This is a genomic window from Methylobacterium sp. AC832 (assembly GCF_979256025.1).
On sequence record NZ_CEEDMV010000001.1, the window covers coordinates 1,076,394 to 1,095,035 of the forward strand.

General features: G+C 62.2%; 17 protein-coding genes. 9 read left to right on the forward strand and 8 right to left on the reverse strand.

Features of this window, described 5'->3' with window-relative positions:
• Nucleotides 1–64: 64 nt before the first annotated feature.
• On the forward strand, nt 65–2,335 hold the full coding sequence (locus AC0IXR_RS04990) for a ComEC/Rec2 family competence protein (RefSeq protein ID WP_471759906.1): 2,271 nt from the start codon (nt 65–67) through the stop codon (nt 2,333–2,335).
• Here AC0IXR_RS04990 and lexA read toward each other — a convergent pair.
• Together lexA and AC0IXR_RS05000 are read right to left on the reverse strand one after the other, a co-directional pair.
• Entirely contained in the window at nt 2,329–3,066 is a 738-nt protein-coding gene (gene lexA, locus AC0IXR_RS04995; RefSeq protein ID WP_471759907.1) for a transcriptional repressor LexA, read from the reverse strand. The genes AC0IXR_RS04990 and lexA overlap by 7 nt on opposite strands.
• Before the next feature lie 366 nt (nt 3,067–3,432).
• The gene (locus tag AC0IXR_RS05000; RefSeq protein ID WP_056430919.1) at nt 3,433–4,125 is read right to left on the reverse strand and encodes a GntR family transcriptional regulator; all 693 of its coding nucleotides are present in this window, start codon (nt 4,123–4,125) and stop codon (nt 3,433–3,435) included.
• A 787-nt stretch (nt 4,126–4,912) separates the two neighbouring features.
• Here AC0IXR_RS05000 and oxc point away from each other — a divergent pair.
• Both oxc and frc (AC0IXR_RS05010) read left to right on the forward strand, forming a co-directional pair.
• Nucleotides 4,913–6,652 (forward strand): oxalyl-CoA decarboxylase, encoded by a 1,740-nt coding sequence (oxc, locus tag AC0IXR_RS05005; RefSeq protein ID WP_471759908.1) that lies wholly within the window; start codon nt 4,913–4,915, stop codon nt 6,650–6,652.
• Nucleotides 6,653–6,743: 91 nt separating this feature from the next.
• Nucleotides 6,744–8,018, forward strand: coding sequence for a formyl-CoA transferase (gene frc, locus AC0IXR_RS05010; protein ID WP_056430911.1), 1,275 nt, complete (start codon nt 6,744–6,746; stop codon nt 8,016–8,018).
• Between the two features lie 134 nt (nt 8,019–8,152).
• On the opposite strand, the gene AC0IXR_RS05015 is transcribed toward frc (AC0IXR_RS05010), so the two are convergent.
• The 4 genes from AC0IXR_RS05015 to AC0IXR_RS05030 form a co-directional block, all read right to left on the reverse strand.
• Nucleotides 8,153–8,314, reverse strand: a complete 162-nt coding sequence (locus AC0IXR_RS05015) for a hypothetical protein (protein WP_200919169.1) — start codon at nt 8,312–8,314, stop codon at nt 8,153–8,155.
• A 248-nt stretch (nt 8,315–8,562) separates the two neighbouring features.
• Nucleotides 8,563–10,383, reverse strand: coding sequence for a DEAD/DEAH box helicase family protein (locus AC0IXR_RS05020; RefSeq protein ID WP_471760241.1), 1,821 nt, complete (start codon nt 10,381–10,383; stop codon nt 8,563–8,565).
• 67 nt (nt 10,384–10,450) lie between these two features.
• Entirely contained in the window at nt 10,451–10,591 is a 141-nt protein-coding gene (locus AC0IXR_RS05025; protein WP_246748011.1) for a hypothetical protein, read from the reverse strand.
• A 470-nt stretch (nt 10,592–11,061) separates the two neighbouring features.
• On the reverse strand, nt 11,062–11,478 hold the full coding sequence (locus tag AC0IXR_RS05030) for a CBS domain-containing protein (RefSeq protein WP_471759909.1): 417 nt from the start codon (nt 11,476–11,478) through the stop codon (nt 11,062–11,064).
• Between the two features lie 578 nt (nt 11,479–12,056).
• Here AC0IXR_RS05030 and oxlT point away from each other — a divergent pair.
• The 3 genes from oxlT (at nt 12,057) to AC0IXR_RS05045 (ending at nt 14,414) form a co-directional block, all read left to right on the forward strand.
• Nucleotides 12,057–13,373 (forward strand): oxalate/formate MFS antiporter, encoded by a 1,317-nt coding sequence (gene oxlT / locus AC0IXR_RS05035; RefSeq protein ID WP_471759910.1) that lies wholly within the window; start codon nt 12,057–12,059, stop codon nt 13,371–13,373.
• Between the two features lie 107 nt (nt 13,374–13,480).
• Complete coding sequence (locus tag AC0IXR_RS05040) at nt 13,481–13,798, forward strand: hypothetical protein (RefSeq protein ID WP_471759911.1); 318 nt, start codon at nt 13,481–13,483, stop codon at nt 13,796–13,798.
• Between the two features lie 22 nt (nt 13,799–13,820).
• Nucleotides 13,821–14,414, forward strand: a complete 594-nt coding sequence (locus AC0IXR_RS05045; protein ID WP_471759912.1) for a DUF2867 domain-containing protein — start codon at nt 13,821–13,823, stop codon at nt 14,412–14,414.
• Nucleotides 14,415–14,573: 159 nt separating this feature from the next.
• On the opposite strand, the gene frc (AC0IXR_RS05050) is transcribed toward AC0IXR_RS05045, so the two are convergent.
• Together frc (AC0IXR_RS05050) and AC0IXR_RS05055 are read right to left on the reverse strand one after the other, a co-directional pair.
• Nucleotides 14,574–15,824 (reverse strand): formyl-CoA transferase, encoded by a 1,251-nt coding sequence (gene frc, locus AC0IXR_RS05050; RefSeq protein ID WP_056427099.1) that lies wholly within the window; start codon nt 15,822–15,824, stop codon nt 14,574–14,576.
• Nucleotides 15,825–15,949: 125 nt separating this feature from the next.
• Nucleotides 15,950–16,393, reverse strand: a complete 444-nt coding sequence (locus AC0IXR_RS05055) for a PAS domain-containing protein (RefSeq protein WP_311276465.1) — start codon at nt 16,391–16,393, stop codon at nt 15,950–15,952.
• Between the two features lie 419 nt (nt 16,394–16,812).
• Between AC0IXR_RS05055 and AC0IXR_RS05060 the strand changes: the two genes are divergently transcribed.
• From AC0IXR_RS05060 to AC0IXR_RS05070, 3 genes are all read left to right on the forward strand, one after another.
• Nucleotides 16,813–17,256: an OsmC family protein gene (locus AC0IXR_RS05060; RefSeq protein WP_056452135.1), complete on the forward strand. Its 444-nt coding sequence runs from the start codon at nt 16,813–16,815 to the stop codon at nt 17,254–17,256.
• Nucleotides 17,257–17,279: 23 nt separating this feature from the next.
• On the forward strand, nt 17,280–17,648 hold the full coding sequence (locus AC0IXR_RS05065; protein WP_471759913.1) for a YybH family protein: 369 nt from the start codon (nt 17,280–17,282) through the stop codon (nt 17,646–17,648).
• An 83-nt stretch (nt 17,649–17,731) separates the two neighbouring features.
• The gene (locus AC0IXR_RS05070; RefSeq protein WP_471759914.1) at nt 17,732–18,409 is read left to right on the forward strand and encodes an alpha/beta hydrolase; all 678 of its coding nucleotides are present in this window, start codon (nt 17,732–17,734) and stop codon (nt 18,407–18,409) included.
• The last annotated feature ends 233 nt before the right edge of the window (nt 18,410–18,642 follow it).

Consider the following 18,642-nt stretch of genomic DNA (forward strand, 5'->3'; position numbering starts at 1 on the left):
GGACGATTTCGCGCGGGCGGCATCTCTCGCGCTTCGTGAGCCGTGAGGAGAGACGCAGCCGGAGATGGCGCAGGCCAGTGCGCGAGCCACGGGTGCGACGGGTGCCGCCTTGGCCTCGTCACGCTCACCCGCGATCCTGATCGGCGCGATTAGACGCTGGATCGTCGACGGGCTGGTTCAGGAATCCGAACAGAGGCGCCTGTTTCCCTGGCTTGCCGTCACGTTCGGTTTTGGCATCCTCGTCTGTTTCACCGCCACGGATGGTCAGCCGGCGCTGGCAGCACCCCTCCTCGTCGCGTCCGCACTCTCTGCCCTCGCACTTCGCCTCGGTTCGAGGCCCGTGGCCTTGGCATTGGTTCTCGGACTTGCCGTAGCCTTCCTGGGTTTCGCGGCCGCCACCCTGAGGATGCAGGTCGTAGCGGCACCCGTCCTGGCCCGGACGACGATTGCCCCGCTCACCGGATTGGTCGAAGCCCTCGACGAACGGGAAGTCGGCGCCCGCCTGATCGTCCTCGTGGAGAGTTTCGGCAACCTCCCGCCGGATCGCCGGCCCAGGCGGGTCCGCGTTTCCTACAAGAAGGCCCTCGCGCTGAAGCCGGGCGATTTCATTTCGGCGACGGCACGGCTCCTGCCGCCGCCCGACGCGGCCCGCCCCGGCGGATATGATTTCGCCCGGGATGCCTATTTTCGCGGGATCGGTGCCGTCGGTTCCCTGGTAGGCAAGATCGACGTCAAGGCTCCGCCCAGGCCTTTGCCCCGCTCCGTAGCGCTGGCAGCCGCCGTAGACGACGCCCGCAACGCGCTGACCCGGCGCATCACCGACGCCAATGGCGGGCAGGCCGGCGCGGTGGCCGCCGCCCTGGTAACGGGCAAGCGCGGCCTCATCAATGCCGAGACCAACGAGGTTCTGCGTGCGGCGGGAATCTACCACGTCGTCTCGATTTCCGGCCTCCACATGGTGCTCGCAGCCGGCGTCGTGTTCTGGCTCGTCCGCGCGCTGCTCGCCCTCGTTCCGGGGCTCGCCCTGGTTTGGCCGATCAAGAAGATCGCCGCCGGCTTCGCCATGGTGGGTGTCACGGCCTATTGCGTCTTCTCGGGCTGGGATATCGCTGCCGAACGCTCGCTCATCATGACGTTGGTGATGCTCGGCGCGATCCTGGTGGATCGCCCGGCTTTGAGCATGCGGAACCTCGCGCTCGCTGCCCTCATCGCCCTCGCGCGCGAGCCGGACGGGATTCTCGGCCCGAGCTTTCAGATGTCCTTCGGCGCGGTAGCCGGCCTCATCGCTTGCGCCGGTGCGCTCAATCGCTGGATGCCGCCACGCGAAGGTGCGGGCCTCTTGGCCCGGATCTGGCGGTTTCTGGCTGTCGCGGTCCTTGGCACGCTGGCGACGACATTGATCGCCCAGATCGCCACGGCACCCTTCGCAACCTATCATTTCCAGACCGTCCAGCCCTTCGGCATCGTCGGCAATGCCCTGACCTTGCCCCTCGTCTCCCTGGCGGTGATGCCGGCGGCGGTTCTTGGGATCCTCGCCTATCCCTTCGCACTGGACCAGCCGGTCTGGTGGGCGATGGGGCTCGCCGTACGCGGGATGCTCACGATCTCCGGCTGGATCAGCGGGTTCGGACACGCCACCCTCGTCGTCCCGGCCTATGGCAGCACGGCACTCTGCCTGCTTGCTCTCGCCCTGCTCCTGCTGACACTTCCCGTCTCGAGCTTACGCTGGATCGGCCTTGCTCCGGCCGCTCTCGGTGTCGTGCTCGCTACCATGCCGCCGCGTTACGACGTCTACATCGACCGTGAGGGTGGCGGTGCAGCCTTCCGCGACGGGGACGGCCGATTGAGCATTCTCGGCAGCCCGCCGGCCTTCGTCCTCGAACAATGGCTCAAGGCGGATGGCGATTCGCGGAAAGTCGCCGCCGTCGCAGCCTCGCCGAGAAGCCGATGCGATACCGTCGGATGCGTCGTCGAGTTAGGGCCGGGTCGGATCGTCGCCCTGGTCAAGGACAAGCGGGCCTTCGCGGAGGATTGCGAACGGGCGAGTGTGATCATCGCCCGCCGTGACGCCCCCAAAGACTGCCGGGCCGGCTTCGTCATCGATCGCGCATACCTGGCCCTACGCGGCGCTACCGCCATCCGTTTCGGCCCCGAAGGACCGCAGGTCACGTCCGCCCACCAACCTCATTCTCGTCCGCCATGGCGGCGGGCGGTCGCCGTCGTCACGCCGTCCCCTTCGCCTCCGAAGGAATCGGGACCGAGTGCGAAACCCATAGAAGCCGAGGCCGACGACGGCGATCCGTCATCCGAAACGCAGCCGGACGGGCTTCAGTAACGACGGACCAGGCTGACGAGCCGCCCCTGGATCTGAACACGATCCGGTCCCAGAACCCTCGTCTCGTAGGCGGGGTTTGCCGCCTCCAGAGCGATGGAGGAACCGCGGCGACGCAGGCGCTTCAATGTGGCCTCTTCATCGTCGATGAGGGCAACGATGATGTCGCCTGTATTCGCAGTGTCCTGCTTCTTGATCACGACAAGATCACCGTCGAGGATACCCGCTTCGATCATCGAATCGCCGCGGACCTCCAGTGCGTAATGTTCGCCGCCGGCCAGGAAGTCCGGTGATAGCGTCACGGAATGACTCTGATTCTGTATGGCGGAGATCGGCGTGCCGGCCGCGATCCGTCCCATGACCGGGATCGTGATCGACCTTCCGCTCTCGTCCTGGGCCTGGGTCGTTGGCTGGCGCAGGGACGGCATCGCCTTGGATCGACCGCCTTCGACGACACTCGGCGTAAAGCGGCGAACTTCACCGGTGGGAGCGGGCTTCGGCGCCGGTGCACCGGTCAGGCTCTCAGGCATCCGGATCACTTCGATCGCCCTGGCGCGATTCGGCAAACGACGCAGAAATCCGCGCTCTTCGAGGGCTGTGATCAACCGGTGGATCCCCGACTTCGATTTGAGATCGAGGGCGTCCTTCATCTCGTCGAAGGAGGGCGGGACGCCACTCTCCTGCATCCGTTGTTGGATGAATTGGAGAAGATCCAGCTGCTTACGCGTCAACATACAGATCACTCTTCCACTGAAGCCAATGGCCGCGACTAACGCCGCTGAAACAAAACACGAACACGGTAGACGTTCCGCAAGTGTTCTGCAAGGGTTCCGTTAACCCGGTGGTAGAGTTTGTTCCTGAGGCGCAATGTTTCGTTCAAGCGGCCTTGCCGCTGGCCGGCTTGGCGTCCGCCGGTATCACCCGCCGGGCCCTTCAAGCATCCGAAGGGGCGTCGTGCCGCGGGGGCTTACCCCGCCCCTGTATGGCGGGCCTTCGCGGTGTCCGGCGGAGCCGCGCGCCCAGTCCCCGCCGATGACTTAGTCGGTCACCGACGGCCGGGGAGCCATGCGATATGGCGGGTACTCTGGGGGCAGCGTCGATCAGTCGAGATAGTCACCATATTTCTCAACATGGCTGGCGAGGCCGAGGCCGTGCTCGCGCACGAGGCGTTCCGCCAGATCTGCATCGCGCGCTTCCAATGCCTTGATGATCGCCACGTGTTCCTTGATCGAGTTGGCCGCGCGTTCCCCCTGACGCAGCGCGGTGTTGCGAATACCGCGGACATGCATCAGCAGGTTGCTGGTGATGTCTTTGATCACGTCGCACTGGCCGAGCGAAATGATCTTCTGGTGGAAGCGAATGTTGGCCTCCGAATACTCGTCGAGATGATCCGACGGGCGTCCTTCATAGAATTCTGGAAAGTGCTCACGCAGGCAGTGAAGTTGTTCGTCGGTGGCACGCTCGCAGGCGAGGCGCGCAGCCATGCTCTCCAAGGCAGACCAAGCCTGGATCATGCTGACAATTTCTTTCTTCGACTTCTTGATGACGAAGACACCGCGACGGGCCTCGAACCGCACGAAGCCTTCCTGCTCCAATACCGTCAGCGCTTCGCGCACAGGGGTGCGGCTCACGCCAAGGTTCAAGGACAGCTTTCGCTCATCCAGGCGAACCTCTTCACGCTGATTATAAATGTTCATGTTCGTGATTGCTTCTTTGAGCGCGTCATAAGCCAATGCACGCAAGCTTGAAGTCGCAACGATAGGCTTTACTTGAAATGTGTCGGTTTTAACCATTTTTCATGCCACCTAGAATAATTTAAACTCGCACACGCGGGCGAGCACACTTGGTGTGAAGCATGCCAAACTCGCGTTTGAAATACAAGGAATGCCTCGGCCCGCTCAAAGCTCTTAACATAAGCTGAGTGGCGCTTTCCTCGCTACGGTTCGAAGAGCAGACTTCCGATTACCATGTAGGAAGGAGTTGTATTCTTCCTGTGTCGACCGGCCATGCGAAGCCTCGCGTTCCAGTGATCCGATGCTGATCGGCACAATCATGCAATTCCGTTTGACAGTTGGTATTTGGTATGCCACCAATTGCCCACCGGGTCGGAGGGCTTACAGCAGTTTTTGACTGCTAGATCGGGTCAAAGCGTCTTCTCTGTTCGAGGCAGGCGCGGGATCGCCAGCCGGCGAACGCCGCTCGACTGGCGGGAGGCATTATAAAACATGGTGATTTGGTTGTGTCCACCATCGACCTCGCCAAGTCACCGCAAAGATTAAGCTGCGCGGAATACCCAAAGAGATCATAAATTTTTGGATTCCCGTTGAAGAAAATCCACGCCCCGTCGAGGGAGAATGAAACGTCCCGCTGGCCGACTTCACTGCAACGCCAACTCCAAAGTCACTGCCAGGACGACGATCTAACGTCGAGGAATCCCGCGGTCTCCGAAGCCGCATCACAATCGGGTTTGCGCTGTACGAGAGAACCAAATCCCGCGGCGGAAAAGTTCACGTCATCGGTTCGCCGACTTTGCGGACCGCCAATCAAAATAAAACGTCAAAGAACCAGGGAGAGAACACGATGTCAGCTTTGGCCCAGAGAATCGATGTCGACGTTTCGGCCGAGCCGGAACTCACCGATGGCTTCCACCTCGTCATCGACGCGCTGAAGCTCAATGACATCAACACGATCTACGGCGTGCCCGGCATTCCGATCACCGATCTCGGTCGCCTCGCCCAGGCCGCAGGAATGCGGGTCATCTCCTTTCGCCATGAGCAGCATGCCGGCAACGCCGCCGCCATCGCGGGCTTCCTGACGAAGAAGCCCGGCATCTGCCTCACGGTTTCCGCGCCTGGCTTCCTCAACGGCCTCACGGCCTTGGCCAACGCCACGACTAACTGCTTCCCGATGATCCTTATCTCCGGCTCGTCGGAGCGCGAGATCGTCGATCTCCAACAGGGCGATTACGAGGAGATGGACCAGCTCGCCATCGCCAAGCCCCTGTGCAAGGCCGCCTTCCGCGTTCTTCACGCCGCCGATATCGGCATTGCCGTCGCACGGGCCATCCGGGCCGCCGTTTCGGGCCGCCCCGGCGGCGTCTATCTCGATCTACCTGCCAAGCTTTTCTCTCAGGTGATGGAGGCCGATGCCGGCACCAAATCGCTGGTCAAGGTCATCGATGCGGCCCCGGCCCAGCTGCCGGCCCCCTCCGCGATCAAGCGCGCACTCGATGTCCTGAAGAGCGCCAAACGCCCCCTCATCGTGCTCGGCAAGGGCGCGGCCTATGCGCAGGCCGACGACGAGGTTCGGGCTCTCGTGGAAACCAGCGGCATCCCCTACGTGCCCATGAGCATGGCCAAGGGCCTCCTGCCCGACACCCATCCGCAATCGGCGGGTGCTGCCCGTTCGCTCGTCCTCAAGGAGGCCGATGTCGTCCTGCTGGTGGGCGCGCGCCTCAACTGGCTGCTCTCCCACGGCAAGGGCAAGACCTGGGGCGCCCCCGGCTCGAAGAAGTTCATCCAGATCGACATCGAGCCGAAAGAGATGGACTCCAATGTCGAGATCGTGGCGCCCGTCGTCGGCGATATCGGCTCCTGTGTCACCGCGCTTCTCGAAGGGATGAAGGGCGATTGGCAGGCCCCGCCGGCATCCTGGACCGATGCCATCTCTGCCAAGAAGGAAGAGAACCTCGCCAAGATGGCGTCGAAGCTCCGCAAGAATTCGACGCCGATGGATTTCCACGGCGCACTCGGCGCGCTGAAGACCATCATCGCCGAACGTCCGGACGCCATCCTCGTCAACGAGGGGGCCAACACCCTCGATCTCGCCCGTGGCATCATCGACATGTATCAGCCGCGCAAGCGCCTCGATGTCGGCACCTGGGGCATCATGGGCATCGGCATGGGCTTCGCCATCGCCGCCGCTGTCGAGACCGGTAAGCCCGTCCTCGCGGTGGAGGGCGACAGCGCCTTCGGCTTCTCCGGCATGGAGGTGGAGACGATCTGCCGCTACAACCTGCCGGTCTGCATCGTCGTGTTCAACAACAACGGCATTTACCGCGGCACCGATACGGATCCGACCGGCCGCGATCCAGGAACGACCGTTTTCGTCCGGGATTCCCGTTACGACAAGATGATGGAAGCCTTCGGCGGTGTTGGCGTCAACGCGACGACGCCGGACGAGCTCTCTCAGGCCGTCAACGCCGCGATGGATTCGGGCCGCCCGACCCTCATCAACGCGGTGATCGACCCGGAGGCTGGCACCGAAAGCGGCAATATCGGCAGCCTGAACCCGCAGAGCGCAGTCAAAAAGAAGAAGTAGGCCGTCGGTCCGTCCGGCCGCTCCAGCGTCAGCGACGCCGGGGCGGCCGGCGCCCATATCCGCCGAACGCCCTTCAACGCGGAAGAGTCCTATGAATGCCCTCGAAGGCGTGAAGATCCTCGACTTCACTCATGTCCAGTCCGGCCCGACCTGTACCCAGCTCCTGGCTTGGTTCGGCGCGGACGTGATCAAGGTCGAGCGTCCGGGCGTCGGCGATGCCACACGCCAACAGCTCCAAGACATTCCCGATGTGGACAGCCTCTATTTCACGATGCTGAACCACAATAAGCGTTCCATCACGCTCGACACCAAGAACCCCAAGGGGATCGAGGTGATGTGGCGGTTGGTGAAGGAGTGTGACGTTCTCGTGGAGAATTTCGCTCCCGGCGCGCTTGCCCGGATGGGACTGACCTGGGAGGCGATTCATGAAGCTAACCCGCGCATGATCCTCGCTTCGGTGAAGGGCTTCGGGCCGGGCGCCTATGAGAATTGCAAAGTCTACGAGAACGTCGCCCAATGCGTAGGAGGTGCGGCCTCCACCACTGGGTTCCGTACCGATATCCCGATGGTGTCAGGCGCTCAGATCGGTGATTCCGGTACCGGCCTCCATCTCGCCCTTGGCATCGTCACCGCGCTCTACCAACGGACGCATTCCGGCGTCGGCCAGAAGGTCGATTGCGCCATGCAGGACGGCGTCCTGAACCTATGCCGGGTGAAGTTGCGCGATCAGCAGCGGCTGGAGCGCGGACCTCTCAAGGAATACAGCCAGTACGGGGAGGGGATCGGTTTCGGCGATTCGGTGCCGCGTGCCGGTAACGATTCCGGCGGTGGCCAGCCGGGCCGCATCCTGAAGTGCAAGGGCTGGGAGACCGATCCCAACGCCTACATCTACTTCATCGCGCAAGGCGCGGTCTGGGAGCCGATCTGCGATGTCATCGGCGAGCCGACATGGAAGACGCATCCCGATTACGCGACGCCGAAAGCGCGGCTGCCGCATCTGAATGAGATTTTCACCCGGGTCGAAGCCTGGACGATGTCGAAGACCAAGTTCGAGGCGATGGAAACGCTCAACGCGCTTCACGTCCCCTGCGGTCCAATCCTTTCGATGAAGGAGATCGCCGAGGACGAATCGCTGAGGAAATCCGGCACGGTGGTCGAAGTCGACCATCCGGAGCGCGGCAAGTACTTGACCGTGGGAAACCCGATCCGGCTTTCGGCGAGCCAGGTCGAGGTCAAGCGCTCGCCCCTGTTGGGCGAGCATACGGACGAGATCCTGCGAGATGTCCTCGGTTATTCCGAGAGCGACCGCCTCAAGATCTCGGAATCAGGGGCGATCGGCGCCATCCAGAGGATTGCAGCCGAATGATCTGTCCCTGAACGAAGCGCGGGCCGCCTGTCTCAACATCTCGGCTTGCGCGCATGACGTGAAGCTCCTCCTGACTCAGCGCGGTGTCGGCCGGATAGGCTCGATGCCGCGCTCTTTCAGGCGAAGACGATCCCTTAGGCGATACCGGTGAAGCGACCTGCCGAGCCTGGAACGTAATCGCGGTTTTCGACGCGGCTCTTGTCTGCGCGCGCCGAGAGGAGGTCGGCGGCCTTCACTACGAGAAGGACCTGAAGCGCGATCATGACGATCACGGCGGCGAAGAGAGTGGCGAACATGGCGGGCTCCCGGAGGACATTGCATCACCCTGATGCCATGCTGCACCGCAAACTGATATACCACATTCCTTCGACCACTCATGTCGCTAGCGCATATCGGAGCGGGTCGGGGACTCGGGCAGACGCTGAGTTCATTCCGCCAACCCGTTCGGGTGGACCTAGCCCAACGGACTTTATATTCACCGCATTGCTTAGGCCTTGGCCGCGTCTATCGCACGCGTTGCATACGCGTTCAGGGCCATAAGAGCCTAGAATGCGTCACCCCAGCGGCCCAATGTCTGAGCCTCTTCCCGACGAAGGATCTCGCAGGGTTCGGGCATGGGAGGTGAAACTCCCGATACGCCTATCGCTCCGAGAGTCGCCTTTAATTCCGCGTTCTCGACCGCCCGCTCCGCGATATCCGCGGCGAGATGGGTCAGGCGCCCCTGGTGAAGCTTGGCGTAGACGTGTCCCGTCCCGAAATCCGCAAAGCAGATCGTGGTCATCCGGCGGATACAGTCGCGCAGGAAGCTCATATTGTCCGAAGGCGCCATCGAACCGGCAGCGGCATAGACCTCCTGCGCGGACCGCGCGGAGATATCGATCTTGCGGTACCGATCGATATCGAAGAGAAATTTCAGGTCGAGGACATTCATCGTGCCGTTGATGCCGAAGGCAACGGTTCGGGGACGTTCACCTTCCGGTACGCTATTGTCCAAAAATTCGAAATGGACCCGCTTGTCCGACCTGAGTGCCCAGGTGAAAAAGAGCCGCGGCATGCCGGTATAGGCTTCGACGTTGTGTGCGAGCAGATCTTCGACAGCTTTGTAACGGCCGAATTGTTCGCCGCGTTTCCACGCCCGCTCGACGGTTGCCTCCGGCGGCGTGATCATGAACTGCATGTAGACGCAATGGCCGAAGCGGGTCAGGAGTTGGCTGCCATCCTCTGCTCCGGGATCGACGGTGAAACTGTCGAACCGGAACCGGTCGATCAGAAGATGTGAGATGCGCCCCTCCGCAGCCTTCACCGCCATGTGACGGTCGAGCTTGCGATCGATGATCTCGACCTCGCGTCCTGTCAGCGTACCGGCATAGCGGCGGGCCGCACCGAGGCTGTCGTAATCGAGCAGGAATTTGCGCCAGACGTCGGGTGTGATGACAGCAAAATCCGACTCGTCGAGGCCGACTTGCCCGGCGAGCGCACGCTGATATGGCCGGATCGTGCTTTTGCCGGAAGCTGATGCACCTTTGACGTTCATCACCACCGGCTGCGTCTGGGCTCTCAATGAGCGGTAGCCTTCCCGTGCGACGACCTCGCGGAACCATGGTTCAATGAGCTGGCCGATCCGGCTGCTACCGTACTGGTTTGAGACCAGGATGCAGACGAGACGGTGGAGAAGCGCGGTGTCGCGGATCAGGAAGCCGCGACGCCGGATGATGCTTGTCACCACCTGTCGCAGGGCGACACAAACCGCCATTTCGAGGGAGTCTGATGGTGTGGCGCAACGCGCGTACCACGCGTCGAGATGGTGGAGGGCCCATTGCTCTGGCGTACCGTGCTCCCTTTGCCGCCTGGCCGGTTCGGGAGAGCCAAGGATCAGCTGCCAGAGGGAGGGTTGTCCGCGGGCCGGTTCTCCGACAACCTTCGGGGTGAACATCTCGGACAGTTCGCGTTGGAGCACGAGCGCGGCGTCGCTCCGGATCTGAACGAGCAGGTCAGCGATCTCATTCGCGTGAGACGCAATCCCGGTGTCCAGGATTGTGCTGACGATGGCCCGAAAGTTGACGCCGAGATCGCCATAAGTGCGCCCGACCGGCACCGACAGATCGGCCATGACGCTGATAAGCACTTCGTGCACGACGAGACGCTGAGCACGGAAGAGTACGAGCTGCGTCAGTGGCAGACCACTGACGTCACTCATCTCGCGGGCATCGTCGAGGCTGGTTTCTACGTTGTCCGGCCTGAAGAGCGTCTCGAGGGACAGAAACGCCCTGGGCAACGTCGATTCCAACCCCGGATTCCAGGGGCCGAACTCCGGGCAAGGAGGCAAATCAGCTTGGCCGGTAGCCGGGGGCACCATGATGGACATGGCCGGCCCCTCCAAGAGTCAGTGAATTCCAGGGCGGCCATGCATCGCGGCGGCTACCTCGAACGCCTCAGGCGACCGCTTCCTCATCGATGGCCTCGAGCCGCAACTGATAGCGGTCACCCCAGAGTGCCTCGGCCTTCTCGTACCATTCCGCGTTGAAGTAGAGCTTGGCGCAGAACTCGCTCTGCCAGATGCAGACAGCGATCACCCTTGAATCGATGACTTTGACATGGCGGCTGATCAGTCCACGCGTAATCCCGGCCGAGGGACACATGTCCATGCTGGTCATCCCGTTGGGGGATTCGCCGCTGAAGATGACCGGGCATTCAAGAATGGCCAAGTAACGCATTGCTGCTAACCCTGTTGGCCACGAGATGCGAGCGGTCGGCGTTGCACCGACGATCGCTGCCCCGTAGCGTCTCCTTGCCTCGACCCCCGGCTTGAATCGAACCTTTCGAGAAGGCCGAAACACCAGGGTATCGTGTCGAAATTTTGAATGCAAAAACGATGGAGGTCAATGATCAGAAGCGGGATATCTTATCCTGCACCTGCGGTGAGAGCGCGTCGCAGCGCAACAACGAAGGATCGAGATCGATTGCGCATCATTTAATCTCTCGGCAACCTCTGGACGACCTGACGTTACATTCGATTGTAACACCCCCAATGCCTGGTCGATCATCATGAGTGAGCCGATGTACTCCCATCAGACATGGCGTCGACGCAGCTCCAAATGCTCTGGATCGACGTCAGGACGAAACCATCGGTCACGGCGATATGGTCGGTCTGATATGCACAGAACAGCTTAAGCCGGTCGGCATTTGACGTGCTGACGTCGACAGATGCAAAATCTTGCTTCGCCAACATCCAGACAAGGCTGTCGAGCACTTCGAGGCCACGCGATGCCATGGCACGGAAGATCTCGCGCTCGGTAATGATGCCGACGATGGAACCGTCCGTGAGAGGGACACCGTCGATGACGACGAGAGCGTCGACCCCGGGATTCTGCAACATGTTCAATGCATCGCGAACCGAGCGATCCATTCGGATATAGTTTAGGCGACTTGCCACAGTGCCCGTCTGCTGCCTCACCGGCATGACGTCGCCCCTTCCGGATCGCTTCCTGAGTTCAGACCCTGGTATGCAAAATACCGGTTGTCAATGAATGAAAGAGCACTATGGTGCCGGACCAGGGCGAGGCGGGTAGGCTATGTACGTCCACGTCGGCTTGGCTCGGTCACTGCGTGGCCGGTATGGCATTGCCTGTTCCCGAAGGCATGCGCAACGCCATCGCGTACAGATTTCAGATTTATCAGCAAAAACCCGGTGGTTGAGGGGTGTACCCCTCGTTTCCACGGCAAATTTGCGCCTATGCAACAATATGCACTTAGGGGCATGGCAGACCCGTATTTGCGTCGGCGAGATGTTGTTTTCGCATAGCTCAGACAGATTCTTCATCGCCTGTACGAGATCTTGAGTTTAATCCCTGTTTGCTGCATTGCGGCGACGATTTTTCTGCATCTCGGTCTTGACGGGCTGATACGTACGAGAGAGGCTGGTATTCCACATACCAGAATGCTGACGACGCCAAGGGTCGGCATTCGCCAAGACTGGAAACCGGGCAACCGGCTCCTACGCCTCGAGTGAAGCAAAACAGAACAACGCGGAGGACGACAATGACGAGGGCGGAAACAACGAGTGGGCGAGTATCCGATGGATACCGCTGGGGTCAGCTGGTGATCGGCGTGATCTGCATGGTGATGATCGCCAACCTGCAATACGGCTGGACGTTCTTCGTCCCCGACATCCAGAAGAAGTTCGGCTTCGACCGGGCGGCGATCCAGTGGGCCTTCACCCTGTTCGTGCTGTTCGAGACTTGGCTGGTCCCGATCGAGGGCTGGTTCGTGGACAAGTACGGCCCGCGCGTGGTCGTGCTGTTCGGCGGCGCGCTCTGCGGCATCGGCTGGGTCATCAACTCCTACGCCGCCTCGCTCAACATGTTCTATCTCGGCCAGGTCGTCGCCGGCATCGGCGCCGGCGCCGTCTACGGCACCTGCGTCGGCTCGGCCCTGAAGTGGTTCCCCGACAAGCGCGGGCTGGCCGCCGGCATCATCGCCGCCGGCTTCGGCGCCGGCTCGGCGCTGACCGTCGCCCCGATCCAGTGGATGATCGCCGACCACGGCTTCCAGGCCGCCTTCTTCAACTTCGGCATCGGCCAGGGCCTCGTCGTCTGCGCGCTCGCCTTCTTCTTCACCTCGCCCAAGAAGGGCCAGGTGCCGGAGGTCGTGGCCAACGCCAACATCATCCAGACCCGGCGCAACTACACCCCCGGTGAAGTCGCCCGCCAGCCGATCTTCTGGCTCATGTACTTCATGTTCGTCATCGTCGGCGCCGGCGGCCTGATGATCACCGCCAACCTCAAGCCCATCGCCTCCGATATCGGCGTCGACAAGGTGCCGGTCACCATCATGGGCATCACCATGGTGGCCATCACCTTCGCGGCCACCATCGATCGCGTGCTCAACGGCCTGACCCGCCCGTTCTTCGGATGGGTCTCCGACAAGATCGGCCGCGAGAACACCATGTTCATCGCCTTCGCCATGGAAGGCTTCGGCATCTACATGCTCTACCTCTGGGGCCACGACCCGCTGTGGTTCGTGCTGCTCTCAGGGTTCGTGTTCTTCGCCTGGGGCGAGATCTACTCCCTCTTCCCCTCCACCTGCACCGACACGTTCGGCACCAAGTTCGCCGCCACCAATGCCGGCCTGCTCTACACCGCCAAGGGCACCGCCGCCCTCCTGGTCCCGGTCGCCAACTACCTCCAGCAGGCCACCAACAGCTGGGACGGCGTCTTCCTCGTCGCTGCAGGCGCCAACATCCTCGCATCCCTCCTCGCCATCGCCGTGCTGAAGCCCTGGCGCAAGCGGGTGGTGGCCCAGGCGCTGGCCGTCACCGACGAGACCAAGCCTGCCCCCCGCGTAGTGGCTGCGTGAACTGAGGCTGAGCCACCGACCACGAACAGAGTACGGGGGCCGGACGCCAAGTCCTGGCCCCCGCACCCATTTCAGCCCTCCGTGATCGCCTTCGCAGGAGATATCCGATGCCACCGACCTGGCGCCCAATGCACACGGCCCCGCAGATCGTGGAGCGGATCTGGCTCAACCACCTGACCCTCGGTCCGATCCTGGCCGAGGGTCGCCCCGGTCGCTGGTACGCCCCGAGTGCGGCACGCCAAGTCTGGCGTTGGTATCGCCCCGCTGGGCAGGATAATCTGGAACCCTTCGCCGGCTGGCTACCCTACGAGGCACTCGCGACGGAGGGGAAAGACGCAGCCTCGCTGGATGTCTCGCCTCACGGCCTCCCGGTTACGCATCCCGTCGCAGGGCAACAGGACCGCACCAACTCCTTAGGAGGATAAACGCACGGCTACCGGGTCCGGTATGGCCGAGGCCGCGCTCGTTCACCTATCGCGCCGCCGGTTATCCGCGCCGGTCATGCTAGGGCTGTCCTCTCAACGGGATGGGAAAAAGTCCTTGCCTGTCGATCTGCCGGTTCGGATTCTGCGCCCGAGCGATCAACTCGATTATGACGACTCGCGATCGGTCGTACTCCCCTCGGCGATGACTCCGATACAGGACTGGAATTTCATCACGACAGAGCCACGACCGCTCATGTCGCTCGCCTTCCGCATGGGAGATTCGATCGCGGCACGTTTCGGCGTGAAGGCGATCGGCGGCCTTTCCGGTGAACGCCGGATCCAAGCGCGCGCGGGTGAAACGTTGGACTTCTTCCTGGTGGAACACAGCGCCCCGGATATGCTGGTTCTCACCGTGCGGGACCGCCGCCTCGACGTCATGATCTGTCTCGCGACCTCCGGTCGCCGTCTCACGATCACCTCGTCGGTCGTCGTCCACAATGCCTTTGGTTGGGTCTACATGGTGCCGGTCGCGCCGATCCATCGCTTGATCCTCGCCGCCGACCTTCGGCGTTTGACGAACTCGTTGGGGCAGGAAGCCGTGCGTCCCGGTACGTAGGTCGTTCGTTCGAACAGGGCCGGCGCTCAATCAACGATGCCGACGACGCAGCCGTCCTGCTGCGGCCTTGTCTCATCCCAAAAGAAAACGGCGCGCCTCGCGGCACGCCGTTTTCCTCAATCCAGGGCCCGTCCGAGGACGGGCCGCTTTGCATCTGTCTTAGACGGCGCGTGCCTGGTGCAGGCGCTCGATCTGCTGCTGGGTGTAACCGAGGTCGAGCAGCACTTCGTCGGTGTGCTCTCCGAGGAGCGGCGAAGATTTGATCTCGACCGGCATGTCCGAGAACTTGATCGGGCTTCCGACGGTGAGATACGAGCCGAGCTTCGGGTGCTGCACCTCGACGATGGTGCCGCTGGCGCGCAGCGACGGATCGACCGAGAGTTCCTTCATCGACAGCACCGGCGAGCACGGGATGTCGAACTTGCGCAGGATGTCGACGGCCTCGAACTTGGTCTTGTCAGCGAGCCATTCCTCGATCGTGCCGAAGATGTCCATGATCTTGTCCTGGCGGGCACGGGCGGTGTTGTAGGCCGGATCGTCGATCCACTCTTCGCGGCCGATCGCCTTGCAGATCGGCGCCCAGGCATGGCCCTGGATCGTGAAGTAGATGTAGGCGTTCGGGTCGGTTTCCCAACCCTTGCACTTCAGCACCCAGCCCGGCTGCCCGCCGCCGCCCGCATTACCGCCGCGCGGCACCACGTCGGTGAACTCGCCGTGCGGATACTGGGGGTATTCCTCGAGGTAGCCGAGGGCGTCGAGGCGCTGCTGGTCGCGCAGCTTCACACGGCAGAGGTTCAGCACCGAATCCTGCATCGACACGGCGACCTTCTGGCCCTTGCCGGTCTTGTTCTTCTGGTGGAGCGCCGTGAGGATGCCGATGGCGAGATGCATGCCGGTGTTCGAGTCACCGAGAGCGGCGGCGCTGACGGTGGGGGGGCCGTCCCAGAAGCCGGTGGTGGAGGCGGCGCCGCCGGCGCATTGGGCGACGTTCTCGTAGACCTTCAGGTCCTCGTAATGGTGGCCGTCCGAGAAGCCCTTCACCGAAGCCAGGATCATGCCCGGGTTGAGTTCTTGAATGCGGGCCCAGGAGAAGCCCATGCGGTCGAGGGCACCGGGACCGAAATTCTCGACCATCACGTCGGATTGCTTGATGAGGTTCTCGAGAACTTCCTTGCCCTCGGGGGTCTTGGTGTCGAGGGTCAGCGAACGCTTGTTCGAATTCAGCATGGTGAAGTAAAGGGCGTCGGCATCCTCCACGTGGCGCAGCTGCGTCCGTGTCACGTCTCCGGCACCGGGACGCTCGACCTTGATGACGTCGGCGCCGAACCAGGCGAGAAGCTGCGTGCAAGCAGGGCCAGCCTGGACGTGAGTGAAATCGATGATCTTGGTGCCTTCAAGCGGCTTGCTCATCTCGACGTTCTCCCTTTCGATCGTCATGCAACAATAATGGATCGGATAGTTCGAATGTCCGGTTCTGATCCGGAACTCGTGTTGGCCGGTATTCTGGCGAAACCTTTAGATTTTCGCGCCTCCACTTAAACGGAAGCGCTTTCGAGCTCGCTCAGACGCTTGCGCATCTGACGTTCGTCGTTCCAGCGCCGGGTCTCATCGCGGATGATGGCGAGGATTCCAGTCACTGCGCCGTCAGAACCGTGAAGGAGTCCGACGGTGAAGGCGATCGAGAGTGATCGGCCGTCTTTGTGAAGCGCCGGCACGCGCAGCACCTCGGTGCCGTAGCGGGTGATGCCGGTCCGCATTGTCTTGGCGTAACCATCCCAGTGACGCTGGCGCTGGCGTTCCGGGGTGATCAGATCGAGGGATTGGCCGAGCGCCTCGGATGACGAGAACCCGAAGATCCTCTCCGCCGCCGCGTTCCACACGACGATCGCACCGTCCGGATCGGAGACGACGATGGCATCTCCGGCGGCTTCGATCAGTTGAGAGACGTCGATACCGAAGAAATTGGCTTGATCCGACATGGCTTGTTTCGCGTCTTCGAGTGAAACGTCGTCCATCGACTTAGGCAGCAGGTACGGCCGTCAAACGCGATGAGGGATTTCACTTGAGACGCGCGATGCTTCGTCCGCAGTCGTGGTCGCGATTTCGGCTTCCGTCTGGAATATATTGCGGTTGCGAATGCTGCATTGCATCATCGTGATCGCTTCCTCCATTTCGCGGAAAGGTCAAACCCCGTCCGTGAGATGTTCCGCGCACTTGCTTTTTCTGTGCGTCTACTGTTGGTATTTGGTATGCCAATGAGGGCGGGCTGTCAACACGCGGGCAAGGAGGGGGATGAGATGGAACTCGCCTTCGCTTCTCGTTCGTTGCCTTGCCAGTCGTTGCTTTGCCGCTTCAGTGCGCATGCGGCGGCTAGGCGAGCCGAGAGGAGACGTCCCGGATGGGCAGTGACGGCAGCATCACGATCAGGCAGATCGAGGGCTATCGGTTCGAGATCGATTTTGGGGAAGCCTTCCCGAACCTCGCCGTTGACGAGGCGCCACCCTATGGCGGCGGGGAGGGGCCTTACCCCGAGCAGATCCTGGTCGCCGGCGTCACCAACTGCCTGTGCGCGAGCTTGGTCTTCGCCCTCGGCAAATTCAAACAGGACGCAACCGGGCTCGCAGCGCGATCGAGCTTTCGCGTGGAACGCAACGCGGATGGTCGCCTGAGGATCAGCGGGATCGAAGTCGGCATCGCGCTGGGCGCTCCGGCGGAAACGATGCCACGGCTCGACAAGGTTCTCGAGCAGTTCGAGCGCTTCTGTACCGTCTCCGAGAGCGTCAAAGCGGGGATACCGGTCACCGTAGCGGTGCGCGACTCGGCTGGTACGCTGCTGAAGTAGCCGTGTAACAAGAGGAAAACGCGATGGACCACGTGCTAGCAGAAACCCCCGAAGACCTTGCCCGTCTCTTCAACGAAAGGGCCAATGCCGGCGATGTGGAGGGGTTGGTCGCCCTCTACGAACCGGATGCTGTGCTGGCTGCCGGAAAGGTGGTCGCGACGGGACATCAGGAGATCCGGGCGTTCTACACCGACCTTCTAGCACGGCGCTCCGAGTTTCCGGCCGCGGAGACGCTGCCGAATATTCGCAACGGGGGGATTGCGATGACCTTCGCGCGCCTGCCGAACGGAACGATCTCGGTGGAGACGGCACGGAAGCAGGAGGCCGGCGGCTGGCTGTGGATCATCGATCAACTGAAGATCAAGCCTTTGAGCGAAGCCAAGCCGGATTGACGCGGCAGCTTAGGCAAGGGGCGCCGTCCGCAGAGAACGACCGACGCCCGCACCATGTCACCGAACGACGCGAGGCTCGCCGCATGATCGACCCTAAACTCGCAGGACGTCTCGCTTTTGCGCATCGTCTGCCGACGAGGGAGCCCATGCCTCCGGGCCGCCATCCGCTCGGCCTCTTCGACGGGCGCGACGCCATGCTGATCGTGCCGCCGGGGATCAATCCGCGACGGCCGACTCCCCTCGTCGTACTCTTTCATGGCGGCGGCGGGAGTGCGGAGAAGATCCTTCCCATGCTCGAAAAGCATGCGGAGGCGCGCGCATTTCTGCTCCTCGCTCCACAATCTGTATTCCCGACCTGGGATCTCGTCATCGGCGGTCACGGGCCGGACCGCGAACGGCTCGACCTCGCTTTGACCGAGGTAGCGTCACGCTTCATGCTCGATCCGCTGCACATCGTCTTCGCCGGCCATTCCGATGGCGGGAGCTACGCTCTCTCCTCCGGCCTCGCCAATGGCCATGTGGTCACCCACCTCATCATCTCCTCGGCCGGGTTCCTGTCGGTACATCTGCAGGCCGGGTCACCACGCATCTTCATCTCACATGGGACACGGGACGAGCAGATACCCATCGATCGCAGCGCACGGGTGCACACTTCCAAACTGAGGGACGTTGGCTACGATGTGACCTCTGTGGAGTATGATGGGCCACACGCCTACCAGCCTGAGGTCGTAACGCAGGCGGTGGAGTTCGTGTTCGGCTGACCAAGCCGGCAAGCGTGAAACCGGAAGATCGCCGGCGGATCGAAGCAGGCTCGGCTCGCGTTCAAAAATCATGGATTCGAGCGACCGTGTCATCGTGGAGCAGCAACCGGGAAGCCCTGGGTGGCGAGCGCAGGCACACCCTCCAGGAACCGAAAAAGGAGGGCGCGACGAGGCCAGGATCAGCCGGCTCGGCGAACGTATCGCGCGCCTTCGCAAGGGCCTGCCGCTACGAC